Origin of the sequence: Chryseobacterium glaciei, from assembly GCF_001648155.1 — a bacterium.
GTDB lineage: Bacteria > Bacteroidota > Bacteroidia > Flavobacteriales > Weeksellaceae > Chryseobacterium > Chryseobacterium glaciei.
Genome location: NZ_CP015199.1, coordinates 3,022,160 through 3,040,930 on the forward strand (window position 1 = coordinate 3,022,160; position 18,771 = coordinate 3,040,930).

Sequence of the window (18,771 nt, forward strand, 5' to 3'; positions counted from 1 at the left end):
TTTAATCTTTTTGTGTATTAAAATTTTGGCCCCACTTTCTTTCTATCAAATAATACAAAGCTGGTAAGGCAAAGAGTGTAATAATGGTAGAAAATAATAATCCGTAAACAATTACGGTAGCGAGAGGTCGCTGTACATCAGAACCAATTCCTGTCGCTAATGATGCAGGAAATAATCCCAATATAGCAACGGTAGCTGTCATCAAAACTGGACGAAAACGGTCTTTTGCGCCTTTTATGACAGCTTGTAATAAATCTATTCCTTCTTTTCTTAAATGATTAATGTGCGAGATCATCAAAACACCATTTTGAATAGCCACTCCAAAGAGGGCGATAAATCCTACGGCCGACGATACATTTAAGGTCATCCCTCGAATATTTAAGGCAAGCATTCCACCAAATAAAGCCAACGGAACAATACTGATTAACAGCCCGGCCTGACGAAATTCTCCAAACGCCGCGTACAATAAGATGAACATAATGGTTAATGCTAAAGGCACAATAAACGCCAATCTCGTATACGCTCTGTTTTGGTTTTCAAACTGGCCACCCCAGCTGATTGTATATTTGGAATGATCATACTTCACATTTTTTTCAATACTGCTTTGTGCTTCTTGAAGCAATGAATTAAGATCACGGTTTCTTACATTTAATTTTACGGTTAAATGTCTTTTATTCATTTCTCGGGTGATGGTACTTTCTCCGGTACTCAGTTTTATATCTGCTACCTGCGAGAGTGGAATTTTAGCTCCGGTTTCTGAGGTTAGCATCAGATTGGCAATTTTATCAGGCGTATTACGGCTGTCATCATTATATCGGCAGATGATGTCATAAACTTTATTTCCAATAAAAATTTGAGAAACGGCTTTCCCTCCGATGGCAACTTCTATTAATTCGGCAACCTTTGAAACATTCAATCCATATTGTGCAATTTTCTCTCTGTTGGCATGAATCTGAAGTTGAGGAAGCGGAGGTTCTTGATCAATGGCTAAATCAACTGCGCCTGGAACTTTTTTTAATGTTTTCATCACATCATCTGAAATTCTGCGGGTTTCTTTAAAATCAGCGCCATAGATTTTCACTACAAGTTCACTGTGGGCTCCTGAAATTTTATCCATTACGCCATCAATCATCGGTTGAGAAAAACCTACAGAATAGCCGGGTAGCTTCTTATATTCTTGAGAAAGTTCTTCAATAAGATCATTTTTAGTTTTCCCTGCTGGCCAGTCTTTATAAGGCTTTATTCCTACAGAAACTTCGAAATGTGATGCCGTCCACGGGTCGGTTCCATCATCATTACGGCCTGCTTGTACCATGATATAGGTAACTTCTTTGTGTTTCATTGTTCTTGCCCGAAGCGTATCACTCAATTCCTTAGATTTTTCAACCGAAATTCCGGAAGGCAATTGTACCTGCAGCCAAATGGAACCTTCATCTAAAGGAGGCAAGAAATCTTTGCCCACAAAATAGCTTAATGCTGCCGTTAACGATAAGATAATCCCTAATGGAATAAATACTTTTTTGGGCTGACTCATTATTTTCTGAATCCTGCTGTAGTAGATATTCGTTAATTTTTCGAGCCATTTGTTATGGTATATTTTCTGTGGCTTGCGGTAGATCATATAAGCCAATCCCGGAATTAACAATAAAGCAACTCCCAATGCGCCCAATAAAGCATAGCCTACCGTAAAAGCCATCGGTGTAAATAGTTTTTTCTCTACTCTTTCAAAAGCAAACAATGGAAGATAGGCGGTGATGATAATAATGGTGGCGAAGAAAATAGGTTTTGCTACCTCTGCAGCGATGTTGGCAATGCTTTTTTCCTTTAATTCTTCCTCTGGTTTTTTTTCTTTTTTCTTTAAAATAGCTTCCATCATAACGATCGCTCCATCTACAATAATCCCAAAATCGATGGCTCCTAATGAAAGTAAATTGGCTGGAATATTGGTGAAATGCATTAAAATAAAGGCAATTAATAAAGATAGCGGGATGGTAATAGCGACTAATAAAGCACCTCTCCAGCTTCCTAAAAAGATAATTAAGATCACAATAACCAATGCCACGCCTTCTAATAAGGTATGAGAAACGGTGTCAAGAGTCGTTTTTACAAGATCAGTTCTGTCTAGGAATGCATGTATTTTTACCCCTTCCGGAAGCTCGCCATTATTCAAATCTTTTATCGCTTGATGAACACCTTCCAATACAACAGAAGGGTTTTGTCCTTTAAGAAGCAAAACAATTCCTTCAATACTTTCAGAATAATTTCTTTTTCTGTCGCTATAGCCTAATGCGCCTTTTCTTTCGAGGTTACCATATTTTAATTTCCCAATGTCATTCAGGAAAATAGGAACGCCCTGTTCAGTTTTTACGACAATTTTCCCAAGATCTTCAAGGTTTTTTACAAGCCCGATTCCTCGGATCACATATCCCAGATCTCCTCTGGGAAGTACACTGCCTCCTGCATTGACATTATTTTCTTCAATGGTAGCAATCACTTTATCTAATGAAAGGTTATATTGCTCTAATTTTCTGGGATCAACTTCAATCTGAAATTGAGTTGTTATCCCACCGAAATTAGTGACATCCGCAACTCCCGACACTTGTTTGATGCGCGGAATGATTGTGAAGTTTTGAAGATCTGTTAATTGACGCAGATCATGATGGTCACTTTCTATAATATACCGGTAGACTTCTCCTACAGGCGAGGTGAGAGGATCAAGACCTGGCACGGCGCCATAAGGTAGTTCTACATCCCCAAGTCTCTCCGTAATACGTGCTCTGGCAAAATAATCATCTATACCATCATCGAAAACAATGGTAATCATTGATAATCCAAAGGTACTTTTGCTACGCATCACATGCATTCCCGGTAGCCCGTTTAAGGCACGTTCTACAGGAATGGTGATCTGTTGTTCTACTTCTTCTGCGGCTAATCCGGGAACCTGCGTTACGACCTGAGAGGTAACATCTGCAATATCCGGATAGGCCTCAACCGATAATTGTTTCCAAGAGTAATATCCAAAAAATCCTAACAGGAGAAAAAGGGTCGCCATAACCATGCGTTTTTTTATCGAAGTATTGATAAGTTTATTCATGTGATTTTTTTTAAACAGTTATTTAGCTTCCAATAAATAGATTCCACCGTTTGATACAATGGTTTCTCCTGCTTTTAGCCCTGATTTTACTACGATTTTTCCGTAAGAAGTTCCCTGAGTTACAATCTTTCTTTTTTGATATTTGTTTTTTCCTACTTCCACAAAGACAAACTCATCATCATTTTCCTGAAGGACTGCTTTTGAAGGAAGCAATATGGCGGATGAGGGAGCGTCGGTAAGATGTACGGTAGCATACATTCCCGGTTTTAGATCCCTGTTTTTGTTGTCACATTCTATTAATACTTCAATGCTTCGGGTTTCTTCGTTAACGATATCATTGATGTGATATACTTTACCGATGATTTTTTTGTCCGGGAAAGCATCTACATTCACCTCCACATTATCCAGTTTGTGGATAAATCGAATATCTTTTTCTTTTACCTGAGCCACTACCCAAACTTTCGAAAGCTCGGCTACGATCGCTACAGGTTCTGCATCTTCTTTTGAATAATTACCGATGACCATTTTGTTGATTACAACTTCTCCTGCGATAGGAGAGGTGATCACTAAAGGTTTTCCTAAACTTGCTTTTTCAGGATTTACATTGAAAATTTTTAAAGCGGCAGCGGCATTCAGCATTGCCGATCTTTTGATCTCATATTCGGTATTGGCTTCTTCTAATATACTTTTTACTCCCACGCCATGTTGGAAAAGATCTTGTTGGCGTCTTTTGGTTAATTCTGCTTGTTTTAATTCTTGCTTACTGTCGAAATATTCTTTTTGAGCAGTGGAATAATCAGGCGAACTGAATTCAAATATGGGAGAACCCGGTTGCACGGATTGTCCTAATCGAACAAAAGATTTTAAAATTCGTCCGGTAAAAGGAACTCTTATTTCCGCCAGATTGTTCGGGATAGATTTTACTGTTCCTGCGGTCGTTAATTTTAAATTAAAAGATTGTTCTGATGTTTTTAAAAGGCTCAAGCGGCTTTTAATACTTGATTTTTCAACAAGAGTAATGATCCCATTGCTCACCGTGTAATTCTTAGTGTTTTCCTGATCATCCTTGTCTTTACTTTCATTTTTACAAGAGTATAAGGCAAAAGGAATCACTGCAAATACGACAACAGTTTTAATGTTGCTGATGATTTTGACTAGGGTATTATTCATCATATTTTTAAATTTTATTTGATATAAATTAATTTTCCCAAAATGGGAGTTGATTAGAAAAAATGAAATGTTATTTTATGTTTATAGCCAGCTGTTGAACCTTTTGATAAACCAGTTTTTAACCAATTGGGTCAGTAAACAATACGATAAAAGTATTCCTACTAACCATGGGAAATAGCTTAAAGGCAGCGGCTGTAATTTGAGTCCGGCAGCAAAAGGTGAAAACGGAATTAAAATTCCAATGGCCATAATTAAAGAGGTCAGTGCAACCACCGGTGCAGAGGCCCAACTTTGAATAAATGGGATCTTGCGGGTTCTTATCATATGAATAATCAGTATCTGAGAAAGCAATCCTTCCACAAACCATCCACTTTGAAATAAAGTCTGATGTTCAGGGCTGTTCGCTTTAAAGAAATAATACATCACTGCATACGTGATAAAATCAAATATGGAACTTATCGGACCAATAAAAAGCATAAATCTTCTAACGTCTACTGCATCCCATTTTTTAGGTTTGGTTAAAAATTCTTCATCCATTTTATCCCAGGGAATGGAGATCTGAGAAACATCATACAATAAATTTTGTATCAAAAGATGCACAGGCAACATCGGAAGGAAAGGCAAAAAAGCACTGGCCCCCAACATACTGAACATATTTCCGAAGTTGCTGCTGGCGGTCATTTTGATGTATTTAATAATGTTTCCAAAGGTTCTTCTCCCGTAAATAACTCCTTTTCGAAGCACCATTAAATCTTTTTCCAACAGAATAATATCCGCGCTTTCTTTGGCAATATCTACGGCGGTATCTACACTGATTCCAACATCAGCTTGTTTCAAAGCGGCGGCATCATTAATTCCGTCTCCCATGAAACCTACCGTATGTCCCTTGTCTCGTAAGGCCTGTACAACCCTTACTTTTTGTAACGGATTTAGTTTTGCAAATACAGAGACTTGGTCTATTTGTTCTGTCAATGTTTCTTCCGACATTTCATCAAGCTCATGACCCTTGATAATATGATGAACCGGAATACCAACATCTTTACATATTTTTTGCGTAACGATCTCATTATCTCCTGTTAATACTTTCACCGTAACACCTAATTTCTGTAACGCTTCGATAGAAGGCTGTGCAGAAGGTTTAGCCGGATCCAGAAAGCCAATAAATCCGGTTAAGGTCATATTTTTTTCATCTTCAATAGAGTAAGTTAATGGATGAAAAGGATCAAACTCTCGGATGGCTACCAATAATACACGTAGTCCTTCTTCATTCATTTTTTTTGACGTGTTGAGAACGGTATTACGCATGGTATCGTCCATTTTAACGGCTACATCATTTTCAATATGAATGCTGCGGTCTTCTCCGGGATCAAAGGCATGACTGCATAATTCCAGCATTTCTTCTACGGCACCTTTACATATTAACAAATGTTTACCGTTGTGCATTTTAAGAATAACAGACATTCTTCTTCGTTGAAAGTCAAAAGGAATTTCATCAGCTTTAATGTATTGTTCGTCCGCTTTCAGATAGTCATGAAGTTCGATATGTTCCAGAATAGCTTTGTCCATTAAACTTTTTAATCCTGTTTGATGAAAACTGTTCAGATACGCCCATTTCAATACTTCATCATCTTCAACTCCAAGTACATTTAGGTGTTTTTCAAGAACAATTTTGTCGAGTGTTAAGGTTCCTGTTTTATCGGTGCAAAGAATATCCATTGCTCCTATATTTTGGATGGCATCCAATCTTTTTACAATAACTTTATGTTTACTCATGTTTACTGCTCCCTTGGCAAGATTGGCAGTAACAATCATGGGTAACATTTCAGGGGTTAATCCTATGGCTACGGCAACTGAGAATAATAAAGCTTCTAACCAATCGCCTTTTACAAATCCATTAATCAGGAAAATAACAGGAACCATGACAAGCATAAAACGAATCAGAAGAAAACTCAGTTTATTAATGCCTTTATCAAAAGCTGTTTCCGGTCTTTCAGTGGTAATTGATTTGCTGATGCTTCCAAAATAAGTGTATTTTCCTGTGGCTACAATTAAAGCGGTTGCAGAGCCACTTACCACGTTGGTTCCCATAAAGCAAAGATTATTAAGCTCAATGATCTGTTTTTTGTCTGCATCCCGAATCGGCAGGTGATTTTTTTCTACGGGAAGGGCTTCACCCGTCAACATACTTTCGCTAATGAAAAGGTCTTTGCTTTGCATAATGCGACAGTCAGCAGGAATCATATCTCCGGCAGAAAGGTGTATCACATCACCGGGTACCAATTCACTGATCGGGATTTCTTTTTTTTCTAAGAATTTACGTTTTACCGTAGCAGTAGTTTTCACCATGCTTTTTAGTTTGTCGGCAGCGCTGTTGCTTCGGAATTCCTGGATGAATCGCAACAGGGTGCTTATAAAGATCATTACCGAAATAACGATCACCGTTTTAAAATCGCGTTCTTCTTTTGCGGGTAGCCAGATATCAATGATAAATGAAACAATGGCAATGATAATTAATATATAGATAAATGGATTTAAAAATGATTTTAATAACTGCCGATACCATGCAGGTGCTTTTTGATGTTGTATTTCGTTGGTTCCAAAGGTTTGGATACGGTCATAAGCTGTTACCTCACTGATTCCCTCTTCGCTTGTTTCAAGCATCGCATAGATGAAATTCTCATTTTGTTTGGATGCATTTTGCAGCTTAGTGATGGTTCCTATATTCATTCCGTTGGATGTGATCGCAGAATGAAAAGGATTGGTTGCTTTAAAGTTTAGTTTCATAATAATAGAGTGTATTATTAAGTAAGAATTAGTATTGATTGTAGAAAATGAAAGGACAGAATAAAAGGGAAATCAATAGACAATAATTGAATAAGAGCGTCTACAAATCAGATTGTGTGCCTATGATTTCCCAACTGACTTTCGCTACTTTATCTTCTATTGTGAGCCTGCTGGCGGCTTTTTCTATTAAACTGTCTTGGGCAGTTAAGGTTGTGATAATGGTTGTAATGATGACACTTGACAAATCATCAGTGTCGTCGCTAGATAATGATTTCATCAGGAGTTTTTCATCATTTCCCAACATCTGTATGAGTAATACGCGGATATGATTTTCTACTTCAGGTTTACATTTAATAGTGAATAAATAATCGGTCTGTACAGAACTTGAGGTATGAAAACTCAATTTATTTAATAAAATACCTAAAGGTCTTAAGATGATATGAGAAAGCATAATAGCAGCTGTAACAATCGCGGCCTGACTGTATAATCCCATTCCGCATAATGTTCCTACTGCGGCAGAACACCAGATAGTGGCCGCAGTGTTGAGTCCATAAACGTTCAGTCCGTCTTTCATGATGACCCCGGCACCAAGAAAACCAATTCCACTTACAATGTATGAGGCTATTCTTCCTGTGGCATCACCTCCAATTTCTAGGGCTAGCAATAGGAAAGCGGTAGACCCAAGAGATACCAATGTGTTGGTTCTTAGTCCTGCACTTTTTTGTCGCCATTGTCTCTCGATGCCAATAATGGCACCGAGGAGCAGACTGCTAAAAAGTCTTGTAGTGAATTCTAATAGTTCCATTTGCTACCGTTTTTAATGATGGTGCAAAGGTCTGTATCCCTTTCTTGAAAGGCAGTTAGAGAATCTACAGAAAAAAATTAGAATTTTATTAGAGAATTAAATTAGAGATGAGGTAATTCAATGATGAAAGTAGTCCCTTGATTGAGTGAAGATTGTACACTAATATTTCCTTCATGAAGGTTGATAATCTTTTGGGTAAGAGATAGCCCAATCCCGTTTCCATCTGCAAAAGTTTTATTTTCTCCGCGGTAGAAAGGGGTAAATATGTTTTCTAGATCGTTTTCGGCGATACCGATTCCTTTATCAGAAAACTTGAGGATTATTTTTTCAGCATCAAATAAAATAGAAACAATGCTTTGTTTGTCATTGGAAAATTTACAACCGTTTTCGAAAATATTAATAAAAGCTACATTTAGAAGATATTCATTTCCGTTCACTGAAATCTGATGATCATCTTCAAAATCATTTTCAAAGTGAATATCAATTTTATAGTCGGAGTTCGCTTGAAGAGTTTGCTTTCGGGCATCCAATAGGACTTCATCAATTCGAATGGGCTTAAAACCTATCTCTGAACGATCATAATTGGCTTTTGCTAAATCTAATAAACTGTTGGACAGACGAACTAGTTTTTTAGCATCAGCCATAACATTATGAATAACTGTTTTATATTCCTGAATATCACGTTCTTTATTAGTGGATAATTCCAATTCTGCGATCATGGCAGAAAGTGGCGTTCTGAGCTCATGAGAAATATTAGAAACAAAATGTTTTTGAGAATCAAAAGAGTTTTCTAACCGATCCAGCATTTCATTAAATGTGTTGGCAAGTTGAGAAAGCTCATCTTTAGTATTGTAACTTACTAGGCGGAGATCCAAATTAGTTGCAGAAATAGTGGTTACCTTTTCCATCATTTTTTTGATAGGCATTAATATTTTACTGGAAAATACAGTACCGGCAATATAAATAATGAATAAAGATGTGAAAAATACGATGATGATTGTTCTTAATAAATCGTTTAGTTTATTATATCCATACAAATCATACGCCGCTGAGGTAATCAGATATTCTTTGTTTTTGTAGTGATAGACAATTCCTACAACCTGCCACTGACCTTGGTAAAAATTAATTTCTTTTTTGGACTGAATATTTTGTAACATTTCCGGAGTTTCTTTCACAATATCAATATCTACAGCGTCGTGATAGACGAGGTTAAAATCTGTATCATAGATGGCAACTTCTACTTCATTCAGAATATTCCGATTGTTATGATAAATTTCCTGTAGCGTTTTTTTATCTACGTGAGCGTTGAGAAATATATTAGCTTTGGTGTAAGCTTCCTTTGTGAGAAGATTATAGAACTCATTTTCTCTGCTTTCTTTGGCAGAAGTATATATAACTAAAGCAAACACCAATAGGATAGTGACTGTAATGGCTGTAAATAATATGGTGATGCGGGTTTTGATTTGCATTTATGCTATTTTTAAGATAAATCCCATCCCTGATTTGGTATGAATAAGCTTTTGATCAAAATCTCTATCGATTTTCTTTCTTAAATAATTGATATAAACATCAATGAAATTGGTGCCTGTATCAAAATGAGTATCCCAAACTTTTTCTGCAATTTCTACTCGTGATAATACTCTTTCCGGATTTTGAATCATGTATTCGAGGAGTTTAAATTCTTTTGGCGTGAGATTGATTTCCTGAGTTCCTCTTTTTACAATTTTAGTATTTAGGTTCATTTCAAGATCGGCAAAACGGAGAATAAAACCTGTGCTGTTCACTGTTTTATTATTTCGTTTAAGCAAAGCTCGGATGCGAACCAATAATTCGCGCATCTCAAAAGGTTTTACCAGATAATCGTCAGCTCCGGCATCAAAACCTTCTACTTTATCGTCTGTAGTCCCTAATGCAGTGAGCATGATAATGGGAAGCTCCGGTTTTGTCTGGCGGATCTGTTTGCAAAGATCAAGGCCATCCATTTTGGGAAGAATAATATCTGTAATAATGAGGTCATAGTCGTTTTGTAGAGCTAATTTTTTCCCTGAAAGGCCATCATAGGCCAAGGTTGGATTAAAACCATGCTCCTGTAATCCTCTGTTGATCAAATCTGCAACGCGTAAGTCATCTTCTATTAACAGTATATTCATGCAAACAAATGTAAGATTTTATTATTTTGCTTCAAGAAAGTACATATGATTTATAAAAATAAACTTTACGTGAAAAATTATTTTTAAAACTTTTCATTAACAAACAAACTTATTCTATATCATTCAATATTCCTATATTTACGCTTTATAAACTAACTTATATATGAAAAAGATCATCATCCCGTTTTTTTGTGCCGTGCTTTTTTCCACCTCAGTAGCTGCGCAAAAAACAACTGTTGCTCCCGCTAAAACGGAAGCTGTAAAATCAAAATTAACATCTAAAGAAGTTATCGATAATTATCTGAAAGCTTTGGGTGGAAAAGATAAATTAGAAGCCGTAAAAACTACGATTACAGACAATACTCTTTCTGTACAGGGAATGGAAATTGCCATGACCACAAAAAAGATGGGGAATAAGTTCAGATCTGAACAATCCGTAATGGGACAAAAAATGATTCAGCTTTTTGACGGTGAGAAAGGATATTTCGACCAAATGGGGCAGAAAAATGACATTCCTGCAGATAAAGTTGCTGAACTTAAAAAAAGCAAAACAATTGATGCATTAGGATATGATCCGGCTAAATTTCCAACAGTTACGGTAGAAAAAATAGATGGTAAAGATTATAATGTTTTGGCCTCAGATAAAGGAAAGTATTATTTCGATGCTTCTACTTCTTTATTGCATAAATCTACTTCTGATGAAGGTTCGGCTACAATTAAGAGCTATATGACGGTAGATGGTATTCAGTTCCCGTCAGAGATCGAAGCAGAAGGCAAAGGTCAGAAAATCACGATTAAAACAACTAAAGTTGTGATCAATTCTGGTGTTACAGATGCAGATTTTAAATAGAAATATTTAATTTTTAAAGATAAAAAAACCGCAAATCATTGATTCGCGGTTTTTATTTTTTAGTTTCCGTATTCTTTTTTCCATTCGTCTGCGGCTTCGCTCAGAACATCGTAGAATTCTTCTCCATATTTTCTGATTAAAGGAGTTTTCAGAAATTTATAAACAGGAACCTGAAGTTCTTTTCCTAGTGTACAGGCATCGCTGCAAACGTTCCATTCATGATAATTCAACGCAGTAAACGCAGAATATTCTGTAACACGAATAGGGTAGAGGTGACATGAAATTGGTTTCTGCCAATCTACTGCGCCGTCTTCATAAGCTTTTTCTATTCCACACTTTGTAATTCCTCTTATGTCATAGGTAACATAGGCGCACTCACGGTCTTCAACCATTGGCGTTACGTACATTCCGTCTGCAGGATCGGTCGTCCATGTTCCCTGCTCTTCAAGAGCCTGAATTCCTTCCGGAGTAAGGTAGGGCTTTATTTTATCAAAAATTGAATCTAATATTTCCAGCTCATCTTTATCTAGCGGAGCTCCTACATCTCCTTCCACACAACATGCACCCTTGCATTTGCTAAGGTTGCAAACAAATTCTTCGGAAAATATATCCTCGGAAATCAATTTTTCGTCTATCTGAATCATAATCTTTTTTAAAATAAATCAAAATAAGTACCTGCTTTAAAGGTAACTAAACTAATAAGGATAAGCCAAACGCTAACTTCCTGCATCCAATATTTAGGTAAAAACTTTAGCATTCTGCTCAAAATAATACTTGCAGGAAATGCCAAGAGTAATAAATATTCATAACTTTTATTCATATAAAGAATAATAGTAACCAGCTGAGCTAATGAAAACACAAGCAAAAAAGTGTATTTATACCTGCTTATCGGGCTCTTTTTATTATAATTTTGAAAATGGTCGTACACTGCATAGATCAGCATTAAAGCGATCGGAATTAAAGGAAAAAGTTCTGTGTAATCTGTTATAATTTTCATCTTTCCAAATGGGAAATAATCAATATTCCAAGAAGTAAATCCAACGAAAAACATAATACAAAAATAACTGAACGCTATTAGCATAACTCCCAAAATGAACCTGAAAACATTTAATAAAACTTTAGGAGACGTAGCAATAACGTGAATGATCACAAAAACCGCCATTGGCCATGTTGTTGGCAGAAAGATAAAGTTTAATGCAACAATGGAACCTACCAACACATAAGATTTTTTTCTCGTGTCCTCATCAGTACTTGTTAAAAGCAAAAGAAGGAACGAATTGGTAAGAAGCGCAACGGCAATTCCAATGTCTAAATTACCGGGATAAAGTCCAAAAATAAAAAATGTATATAAGAATAAAGGCAAATGTGTCTGATAATTAAGCGCAATGCTATGAAAACAGAAATATGCCAAAGCAATTCCCAAAAAAGTTATTCCGGCGATAATTGCTTCATTTGTATTGAAATTCAGGATGTTAAATACGATTACTATTAAAAGAAGAAAACCAATATAAACAGGAATTGAAAAAATATTGCTTTCTTTTGAAAGTAATTTAAACATTTTTTATAAATTTGTACAAAGTTAATTTAAAAAAGGAAAATAATGACGTCTTTCTTTCTATTCTTAAGCAAAGTTTTCAAATGGTCTTTCGGCTTTTTTGAGACTTTCGGAAATGTTTTAAACTGGATCTTATTTGCTGTTTGCTGCGTACTGTTCACGTATTGGTGCTATGTATTAGTGGCGACACTAGGTGGTGACAAAGATAAAGACTACTATTCTCCAACTGAGGGTAAAAACCCTTATTATGATCCTACGATCTACAAAAAAGAAGGTTAATTAATTGGTTATATAGTAAAAAACCGATCAAAACATATGTGTTTGGTCGGTTTTTTTATGGGTAACGATTAAAATTTAATGGGTTTCGTGGATCGGAAGCACCAAAACAGGAATGTGAGAATCTTTCGTCAGACCTTTGGTTAAACTTCCTACAAAGACATCATAAATTCCGCTTCTTCCGTGAGAGCCCATTACGATGTAGTTTGCATCTTTTGCTTTGCAATGTTCCAGAATAATATCTTTGGCGATTCCTTGTTTCAAAAGGTGTTCGCATTCTACATTTTGAGCAATAATTCTTTGCTCGATCTTATTCAGCTGAACCAACTCTTCTCTTATTTCATTAGCTTCCACTTCAGGAAAATACTGGAATCCCATATCTCCGATGGCAAAACCAATATCTGAAGGTGCAACATGAATTAGAAAAATTTTACCGTTGAGTTCTTTTGCGAATTTTACAGCTCCGTCTACAAGCTGATCTGTTTTATCCCCAAAATCTACGGGCAGTACAATATTTATCATAACCTTTAATTTTGTTATTTAAAGATAGGAAAATTATGCCAAACGTTATGTTAAATTCCTTATAATATTCGGATGTCTAGAATTTTTTCATCTTCAAGATAAGCTTCCAGAATATCATTTTCATCAACTTTTCCAACGCCTTTTGGAGTACCTGTGAAAATTAAGTCACCAACTCTTAAAGTGAAATATTGAGAAGCAAATGCAATAATATCATCAAATGAAAAGATCATATCTTTTGTATTCCCATCCTGTACTTTTTCTTTATTTTTAAATAATGAAAATTGAACACCTTCAAGATTATAATTCTCTTTTTTAAAGAAATTTCCAACCACTGCAGAGCCGTCAAAACCTTTGGCAAGCTCCCACGGAAGACCTTTAGACTTTAATTCGCTTTGAAGATCTCTTGCCGTAAAATCAATTCCCAACCCGATTTCCTCATAATGTTTATGAGCCGTTTCTTTCTGAATGTATTTTCCACCTTTTGAAATTTTCAAGACAACTTCCAATTCATAATGAACATCATTTGAAAATTCAGGAATATAGAAATCATTTCCTTTCAAAACAGCCGTATCAGGCTTCATAAAAATAACCGGTTTTTCAGGAATTTCGTTTCCTAATTCTTTCGCGTGTTCACCGTAATTTCTTCCTATGCAGATAATTTTCATACTATTTTATTTATGTCATTGCGAGAAGCGAATGCAAGTTTATGCTGAGCTTGTCGAAGTAAAGCCATCTCACAATTATTTTTACTTATTTTTTGAAGCTGTTTCCCGCTATCCACTCATACTCCTCGTTCCAACGCTTTACCTTTGCTTACTGCGGGGTAACCGTTTCTATCGGGGCTAGATAAACCTAACAGGTTTCCAAAACCTGTTAGGTTTGATTTAACCGCCTTTTTATATAATTTTACATAAAGTTTATCATGCTGAGCTTATGCCAAGCATCTTTAAACTCAATATTATTTTCTAATGCGTAAACTCGTTCTCACAATAATAGCAAATGAACTTGTGACTCGTTAAAAGCGAAACTCCAAAAAAGCTCGTTGCGCTATCATCTCTGTAAATATGATTGGAGCCACATTTCGGGCACACAAAATCAAACTTAGGATCTGCAATCGTATGTTCTACTTCCAGCGAAACCTTTTCATTTTCTTTATAATCGTTCAAAATTTGATTGGCTTTTTCCAAATCTTCTTCAAAAACCTGCAACTGAATTCCTCCAACAGCCTGCGAAAGCAACCAATCGGATTGAATAAGCTGTTCATTCGCAATGAAACTGTTGATGTCGTTTTCGGCCAAGATTTGCTTGTCTCTATTGGCTTCAAGAGCAGTTTCGTAAAATTTAAACTTAACTAATTCTGACATATTTTAGAATTTACCTGACAATTGTATTTTAGTGAAAACCTTCTTTGTGTAAAGAGGGAAATCAGCGTTTTGAAGCCATCCAAAATATCCAAGATCCTTTTGGAAAACCGCTTTTACACCCTGACCTTTATATTTTCCAAAATTAAAAACCGGTTCCATTTTATCATTTAAACCAATGAAACCTGCAAGATCTGCATTCTTATTGTGGAATGTAAATTCACTCAAAGGAGCAATTTCATTCGGAATATCGTCATATTTTCCAATCTGAGCGTCCAAAACTTCGAAAGTTGCCATCACGTCAGCCTCAGCCGAGTGCGCATTTTCAAGAGTTTTTCCACAGTAGAATTGATAAGCTGCGCCTAGATTTCTAGGTTCTTTTTTATGGAAAATAGTTTGTGCATCAACAAGTTTGAATTTACTTAAATCAAAATCAAGTTCTGCTCTTAAAAGTTCTTCTGCTAACAAAGGAACATCAAATCTGTTAGAATTAAATCCACCCAAATCCGCTCCTGAGATCATTTCCATTACTTTTGATGCAATCTCTTTGAAAGTTGGAGCATCTTTTACATCTTCATCATAAATTCCATGAATTTGGCTGGATTCTACGGGAATCGGCATTTCAGGATTTACTTTCCACGTTTTGCTTTCTCTTGAAGCATCAGGATTTACTTTTAAGATACAGATTTCAACGATTCTATCTTTAGCAATGTTCGTTCCTGTTGTTTCAAGGTCAAAAATACAAAGAGGTTTATGCAGTTTTAAATTCATTTTTTTAATTTGATAAAAGGTTAATTTGAAATTTATCTCAAAAATGTAGCTTCTAATTTAGCTAAGTTCTTTTTGAAATACTAATGATACTAAGATATAATAAATTACAAGCATCGGAATTCCGACGATCTGAAATATCGCTAAAATGGCAATTCCGCCAACAATTAATACGATTTTAGCATAATTGTCCTGAATTTTTTTTGATTTGAATTTCATCGCCATCATTTTTATCGGACTGATCAACAGCCATGAAGTAAGGATGGTTAAGAGAATCAATAATAATTCATTTTCAAAAAGAAAACTGAAATAATTGGTTTCTTTAAATGCATAATACAGGCCAAAAAGCAAAACAGTATTGGTTGGCGTATTTAATCCTTTAAAATAATAGCGTTGTTCTTCATCAAGATTGAAAATTGCCAGTCTTAAACAAGAGAAAACGGTAACAAGCAATCCAAAATATTTGATCTCAAAAGGAAGATGAAGTCCTAATAATTCGGTTCCGAAAGGTTCTAATGCTTTATACATCGTCAACCCGGGAATCACTCCAAAGCTCACCATATCGGCAAGAGAATCCAGTTGAAGACCCAAATTGGAGTTTGATTTTAAAGCTCTGGAAACAAATCCGTCAAAAAAATCAAATATTGAAGAAAGAATTAAACAGATTGCAGTCGTCTGATAATCACCTAAAATAAGATGAATGGCACCCACGCAACCTGCAAATAGATTAGCCAGCGTTAATGCATTGGCAAGATTATTTTTAATGAAATTCATAATCGCAAAATTACTGTTTTTGAAAATTCTAACTCAAAATTTTATGCACTAAAAAATACATTAATATGATTTTGATGTAAATTTGCCAAATGAAATTTTTTAAAGAATTTAGAAAACAGGAAGTTCTGGTACTTTTATACCGGATTTTTTTAGCATACTTTTTTTATCAGATTGCAAGATTTTTATTTTGGTACTTTAATAAAGAACTGATAAAAGTTGATTCTGTGTCGGATTATTTCGGTCTGGCATTTCATGGGATTGCGTTTGATACAACGGCGATTTTATATGTGAATGCGCTGTTTATTCTGCTGAGTTTGGTTCCGATTATCATTAATACCAAGAAGGTTTATCAAAAAGTACTTTTTTGGCTGTATTTTATTACAAACGGAATTGCTTATGTGATGAATTTTGGTGATTTTGTTTACTTTAAATTCGCGCAGACAAGATTAACTTCGGCGGCATTTCAGGTGGCGCAGCACGAATCTAATATTTTTAAAGTTTTTACGGCTTCCATCATTCAAAATCCTTTTATCTTAATTTGGTTTGTTATTTTGATGTGGCTTTGGATTTTCCTTTACAAAAAAGTGAAAATTGAAGAACGTAAACCTATAAAATTGGTTCCTTACTTTATTTTATCCGTTGTTACACTTTGTTTAACGGCTGTTTTGTGCGTTGGCGGAATCCGTGGAGATTTCAAACATAGTACAAGACCGATCAATTTGGTGGATGCGAATCGTTTTGTGAAAATTCCGTCACAGGGAAATCTTGTTTTGAACAGTACTTTTTCTTTTTTCAGAACATTAAATACGAATAGTTTTAAGGAAGTTCATTTTGTGGATGAAAAATTTATTAATGAAAATATTCAGCCTTATAAAATTTACGATAGGAAAGTTGCCAACAAACCGAACATCGTCATTTTTATTGTTGAATCATTAAGTAGAGAATATATAGGCGCTTTTAATCAAAACACGAAGATAAAAGACTACGTTTCTTACACACCATTTCTTGATAGTCTGGCAGGCCAAAGTTTAATTTTTCCTAATACTTTTGCCAACGGAAGACAGTCTATTCACGGAATGAGCAGTGTTTTGGCCGGAATTCCGAGTTTGACGGATGCTTTTACGAGTTCGCCATATTCAAATCAGAAAATACAGTCGATTGTTTCGATTTGTAATGATCTGGGTTACGATACTTCTTTCTATCACGGGGCTCCGAATGGTTCAATGGGCTTTTTAGGCTTTGGAAATATTTTGGGTTTTAAACATTATTTCGGAAAAACAGAATACAATCATGATGAAGATTTCGACGGAATGTGGGCAATCTGGGATGAACCATTTTTACAGTATTTCGCTAAAAATGTAGGGAAAACACAACCTTTTATGGCGACAGTTTTCACAGCTTCTTCTCACCATCCATTCAAGATTCCTGAGAAGTATAATGGAAAATTTAAAAAAGGAACCAATCAGATGCATGAGCCAATGCAGTACACTGATTATTCAATTAAAAAATATTTTGAAACGGCTAAAAAACAACCTTGGTACAACAATACTATTTTTGTTTTCACGGGAGATCACACCAACGAAATTTATTATCCGGAATATCAAAAAGCAATGAACCGTTTCGCTGTTCCTATTATTTTGTATTCTCCAAATCCTGAATATAATTTAAAAGGTGTAAATCTTGAAGAAGCGCAGCAGATCGATATTTACCCGACTTTAGCTGACCTTATCGGATATAATAAAAGAATTAGAAGCTGGGGTAGAAGTTTGGTAAGTGATAAAACATATCCTGGCATCATTGCAAACTCAGACGGAGGAGTGGAGCAGTTCATTATCGGGAATTATATTTACCGTTTTGATGGTAAAAGCGTAGTTGGAATCTTTGATAAAAAAGATTTAGGCTTAGAAAAAAATCTTATGGATCAGCTGAAAAGCAATCCGGAAGCTCAAAAAGGGCAGGAGATCGCCAAAGCGTGGTATCAGGATTATATGGATAAGGTGATTAACAGAAAATTGTATTAGCGTTTAACCAGTGTTTAATTCTGAAAATTGGTACATCTATTGTTATATATGCCTAGGATAATAAAAGTTTTTGTTTGTTTGAAATTAATTTATATTTTTAGCAATGAATAGACAGCAGAAATATTTTATTTGAATTAAAACTATAAGAAATATGAAAAAATTATTATTAACAGTGGCATTTTCTCTATTTGGCGTATTATCTTTTGCTCAAATTGAAGGTAAATGGAAAACAATAGATGACGAAACAAAACAAGCGAAATCTATTGTAGAGATCTATAAAAAAGGAGATCAATATTACGGAAAGGTTTCTCAATTGTTGATAAAACCGGCAAATCCTAATTGTGTAGACTGTAAAGACGATAGAAAAGGAAAACCAATTTTGGGAATGGAAATCATCAGAGGTTTGAAAAAAGACGGAGATGAATTCACAGGAGGAACAATTACAGACCCAAAAACAGGGAAAACTTACAAATGTACCATCACAAAAAGCGGAGACAAACTTAATGTGAGAGGATATGTAGGAATATCTTTAATGGGTAGAACTCAGACTTGGCAGAAAGTTAATTAATCAAGTTTAAATAAAATTATAAAACGGCATTTCATTATTGGAATGTCGTTTTTATTTTTTAAGAATTCACCAT

17 protein-coding genes are annotated in these 18,771 nt (G+C 35.4%); 4 read left to right on the top strand and 13 right to left on the bottom strand.

All coding sequences use genetic code 11. The annotated features are described in order from the left end of the window. Position 1: 1 nt before the first annotated feature. The 6 genes from A0O34_RS13450 to A0O34_RS13475 form a co-directional block, all read right to left on the bottom strand. Positions 2–3,094: an efflux RND transporter permease subunit gene (locus tag A0O34_RS13450; RefSeq protein ID WP_066755309.1), complete on the bottom strand. Its 3,093-nt coding sequence runs from the start codon at positions 3,092–3,094 to the stop codon at positions 2–4. Positions 3,095–3,112: 18 nt separating this feature from the next. Then, positions 3,113–4,267: an efflux RND transporter periplasmic adaptor subunit gene (locus A0O34_RS13455; protein WP_228394291.1), complete on the bottom strand. Its 1,155-nt coding sequence runs from the start codon at positions 4,265–4,267 to the stop codon at positions 3,113–3,115. Positions 4,268–4,345: 78 nt separating this feature from the next. Then, positions 4,346–7,048 carry a magnesium-translocating P-type ATPase gene (mgtA, locus tag A0O34_RS13460; RefSeq protein WP_066755311.1) on the bottom strand — a complete coding sequence of 901 codons (2,703 nt, stop codon included), beginning with the start codon at positions 7,046–7,048 and terminating at the stop codon, positions 4,346–4,348. Between the two features lie 100 nt (positions 7,049–7,148). Beyond that, on the bottom strand, positions 7,149–7,853 hold the full coding sequence (locus tag A0O34_RS13465; protein WP_066755313.1) for an MgtC/SapB family protein: 705 nt from the start codon (positions 7,851–7,853) through the stop codon (positions 7,149–7,151). A 101-nt stretch (positions 7,854–7,954) separates the two neighbouring features. Continuing rightward, positions 7,955–9,322, bottom strand: a complete 1,368-nt coding sequence (locus A0O34_RS13470; protein ID WP_066755315.1) for a HAMP domain-containing sensor histidine kinase — start codon at positions 9,320–9,322, stop codon at positions 7,955–7,957. Next, the gene (locus A0O34_RS13475) at positions 9,323–10,003 is read right to left on the bottom strand and encodes a response regulator transcription factor (RefSeq protein WP_066755317.1); all 681 of its coding nucleotides are present in this window, start codon (positions 10,001–10,003) and stop codon (positions 9,323–9,325) included. A 163-nt stretch (positions 10,004–10,166) separates the two neighbouring features. On the opposite strand from A0O34_RS13475, the gene A0O34_RS13480 reads away from it, so the two are divergent. Further along, on the top strand, positions 10,167–10,853 hold the full coding sequence (locus tag A0O34_RS13480; protein WP_066755318.1) for a hypothetical protein: 687 nt from the start codon (positions 10,167–10,169) through the stop codon (positions 10,851–10,853). A 59-nt stretch (positions 10,854–10,912) separates the two neighbouring features. Here A0O34_RS13480 and A0O34_RS13485 read toward each other — a convergent pair whose 3' ends face one another. Continuing rightward, complete coding sequence (locus A0O34_RS13485) at positions 10,913–11,497, bottom strand: DUF3109 family protein (protein ID WP_066755320.1); 585 nt, start codon at positions 11,495–11,497, stop codon at positions 10,913–10,915. Positions 11,498–11,505: 8 nt separating this feature from the next. Then, positions 11,506–12,411 (bottom strand): DUF6427 family protein, encoded by a 906-nt coding sequence (locus A0O34_RS13490; RefSeq protein ID WP_066755322.1) that lies wholly within the window; start codon positions 12,409–12,411, stop codon positions 11,506–11,508. Positions 12,412–12,453: 42 nt separating this feature from the next. Here A0O34_RS13490 and A0O34_RS13495 point away from each other — a divergent pair, with 42 nt between their 5' ends. Then, entirely contained in the window at positions 12,454–12,687 is a 234-nt protein-coding gene (locus tag A0O34_RS13495) for a DUF6341 family protein (RefSeq protein WP_066755324.1), read from the top strand. 75 nt (positions 12,688–12,762) lie between these two features. Here the strand turns inward: A0O34_RS13495 and A0O34_RS13500 are convergent, their stop codons facing one another. The 5 genes from A0O34_RS13500 to A0O34_RS13520 all read right to left on the bottom strand — a co-directional run bounded on the left by A0O34_RS13500 (position 12,763) and on the right by A0O34_RS13520 (position 16,109). Continuing rightward, positions 12,763–13,206 (bottom strand): universal stress protein, encoded by a 444-nt coding sequence (locus tag A0O34_RS13500; RefSeq protein WP_066755327.1) that lies wholly within the window; start codon positions 13,204–13,206, stop codon positions 12,763–12,765. 59 nt (positions 13,207–13,265) lie between these two features. Beyond that, entirely contained in the window at positions 13,266–13,871 is a 606-nt protein-coding gene (locus A0O34_RS13505) for a fumarylacetoacetate hydrolase family protein (protein WP_066755332.1), read from the bottom strand. A gap of 300 nt (positions 13,872–14,171) precedes the next feature. After that, complete coding sequence (locus tag A0O34_RS13510) at positions 14,172–14,570, bottom strand: putative signal transducing protein (RefSeq protein WP_066755334.1); 399 nt, start codon at positions 14,568–14,570, stop codon at positions 14,172–14,174. A 3-nt stretch (positions 14,571–14,573) separates the two neighbouring features. After that, positions 14,574–15,338 carry a 3'-5' exonuclease gene (locus A0O34_RS13515; RefSeq protein WP_066755336.1) on the bottom strand — a complete coding sequence of 255 codons (765 nt, stop codon included), beginning with the start codon at positions 15,336–15,338 and terminating at the stop codon, positions 14,574–14,576. Between the two features lie 57 nt (positions 15,339–15,395). Continuing rightward, positions 15,396–16,109, bottom strand: coding sequence for a CDP-alcohol phosphatidyltransferase family protein (locus A0O34_RS13520; RefSeq protein WP_066755338.1), 714 nt, complete (start codon positions 16,107–16,109; stop codon positions 15,396–15,398). Positions 16,110–16,198: 89 nt separating this feature from the next. Between A0O34_RS13520 and A0O34_RS13525 the strand changes: the two genes are divergently transcribed. Both A0O34_RS13525 and A0O34_RS13530 read left to right on the top strand, forming a co-directional pair. Next, positions 16,199–18,130, top strand: a complete 1,932-nt coding sequence (locus A0O34_RS13525) for an LTA synthase family protein (protein ID WP_066755340.1) — start codon at positions 16,199–16,201, stop codon at positions 18,128–18,130. A 151-nt stretch (positions 18,131–18,281) separates the two neighbouring features. Then, positions 18,282–18,698: a DUF2147 domain-containing protein gene (locus tag A0O34_RS13530; RefSeq protein WP_066755341.1), complete on the top strand. Its 417-nt coding sequence runs from the start codon at positions 18,282–18,284 to the stop codon at positions 18,696–18,698. Positions 18,699–18,771 lie beyond the last annotated feature (73 nt).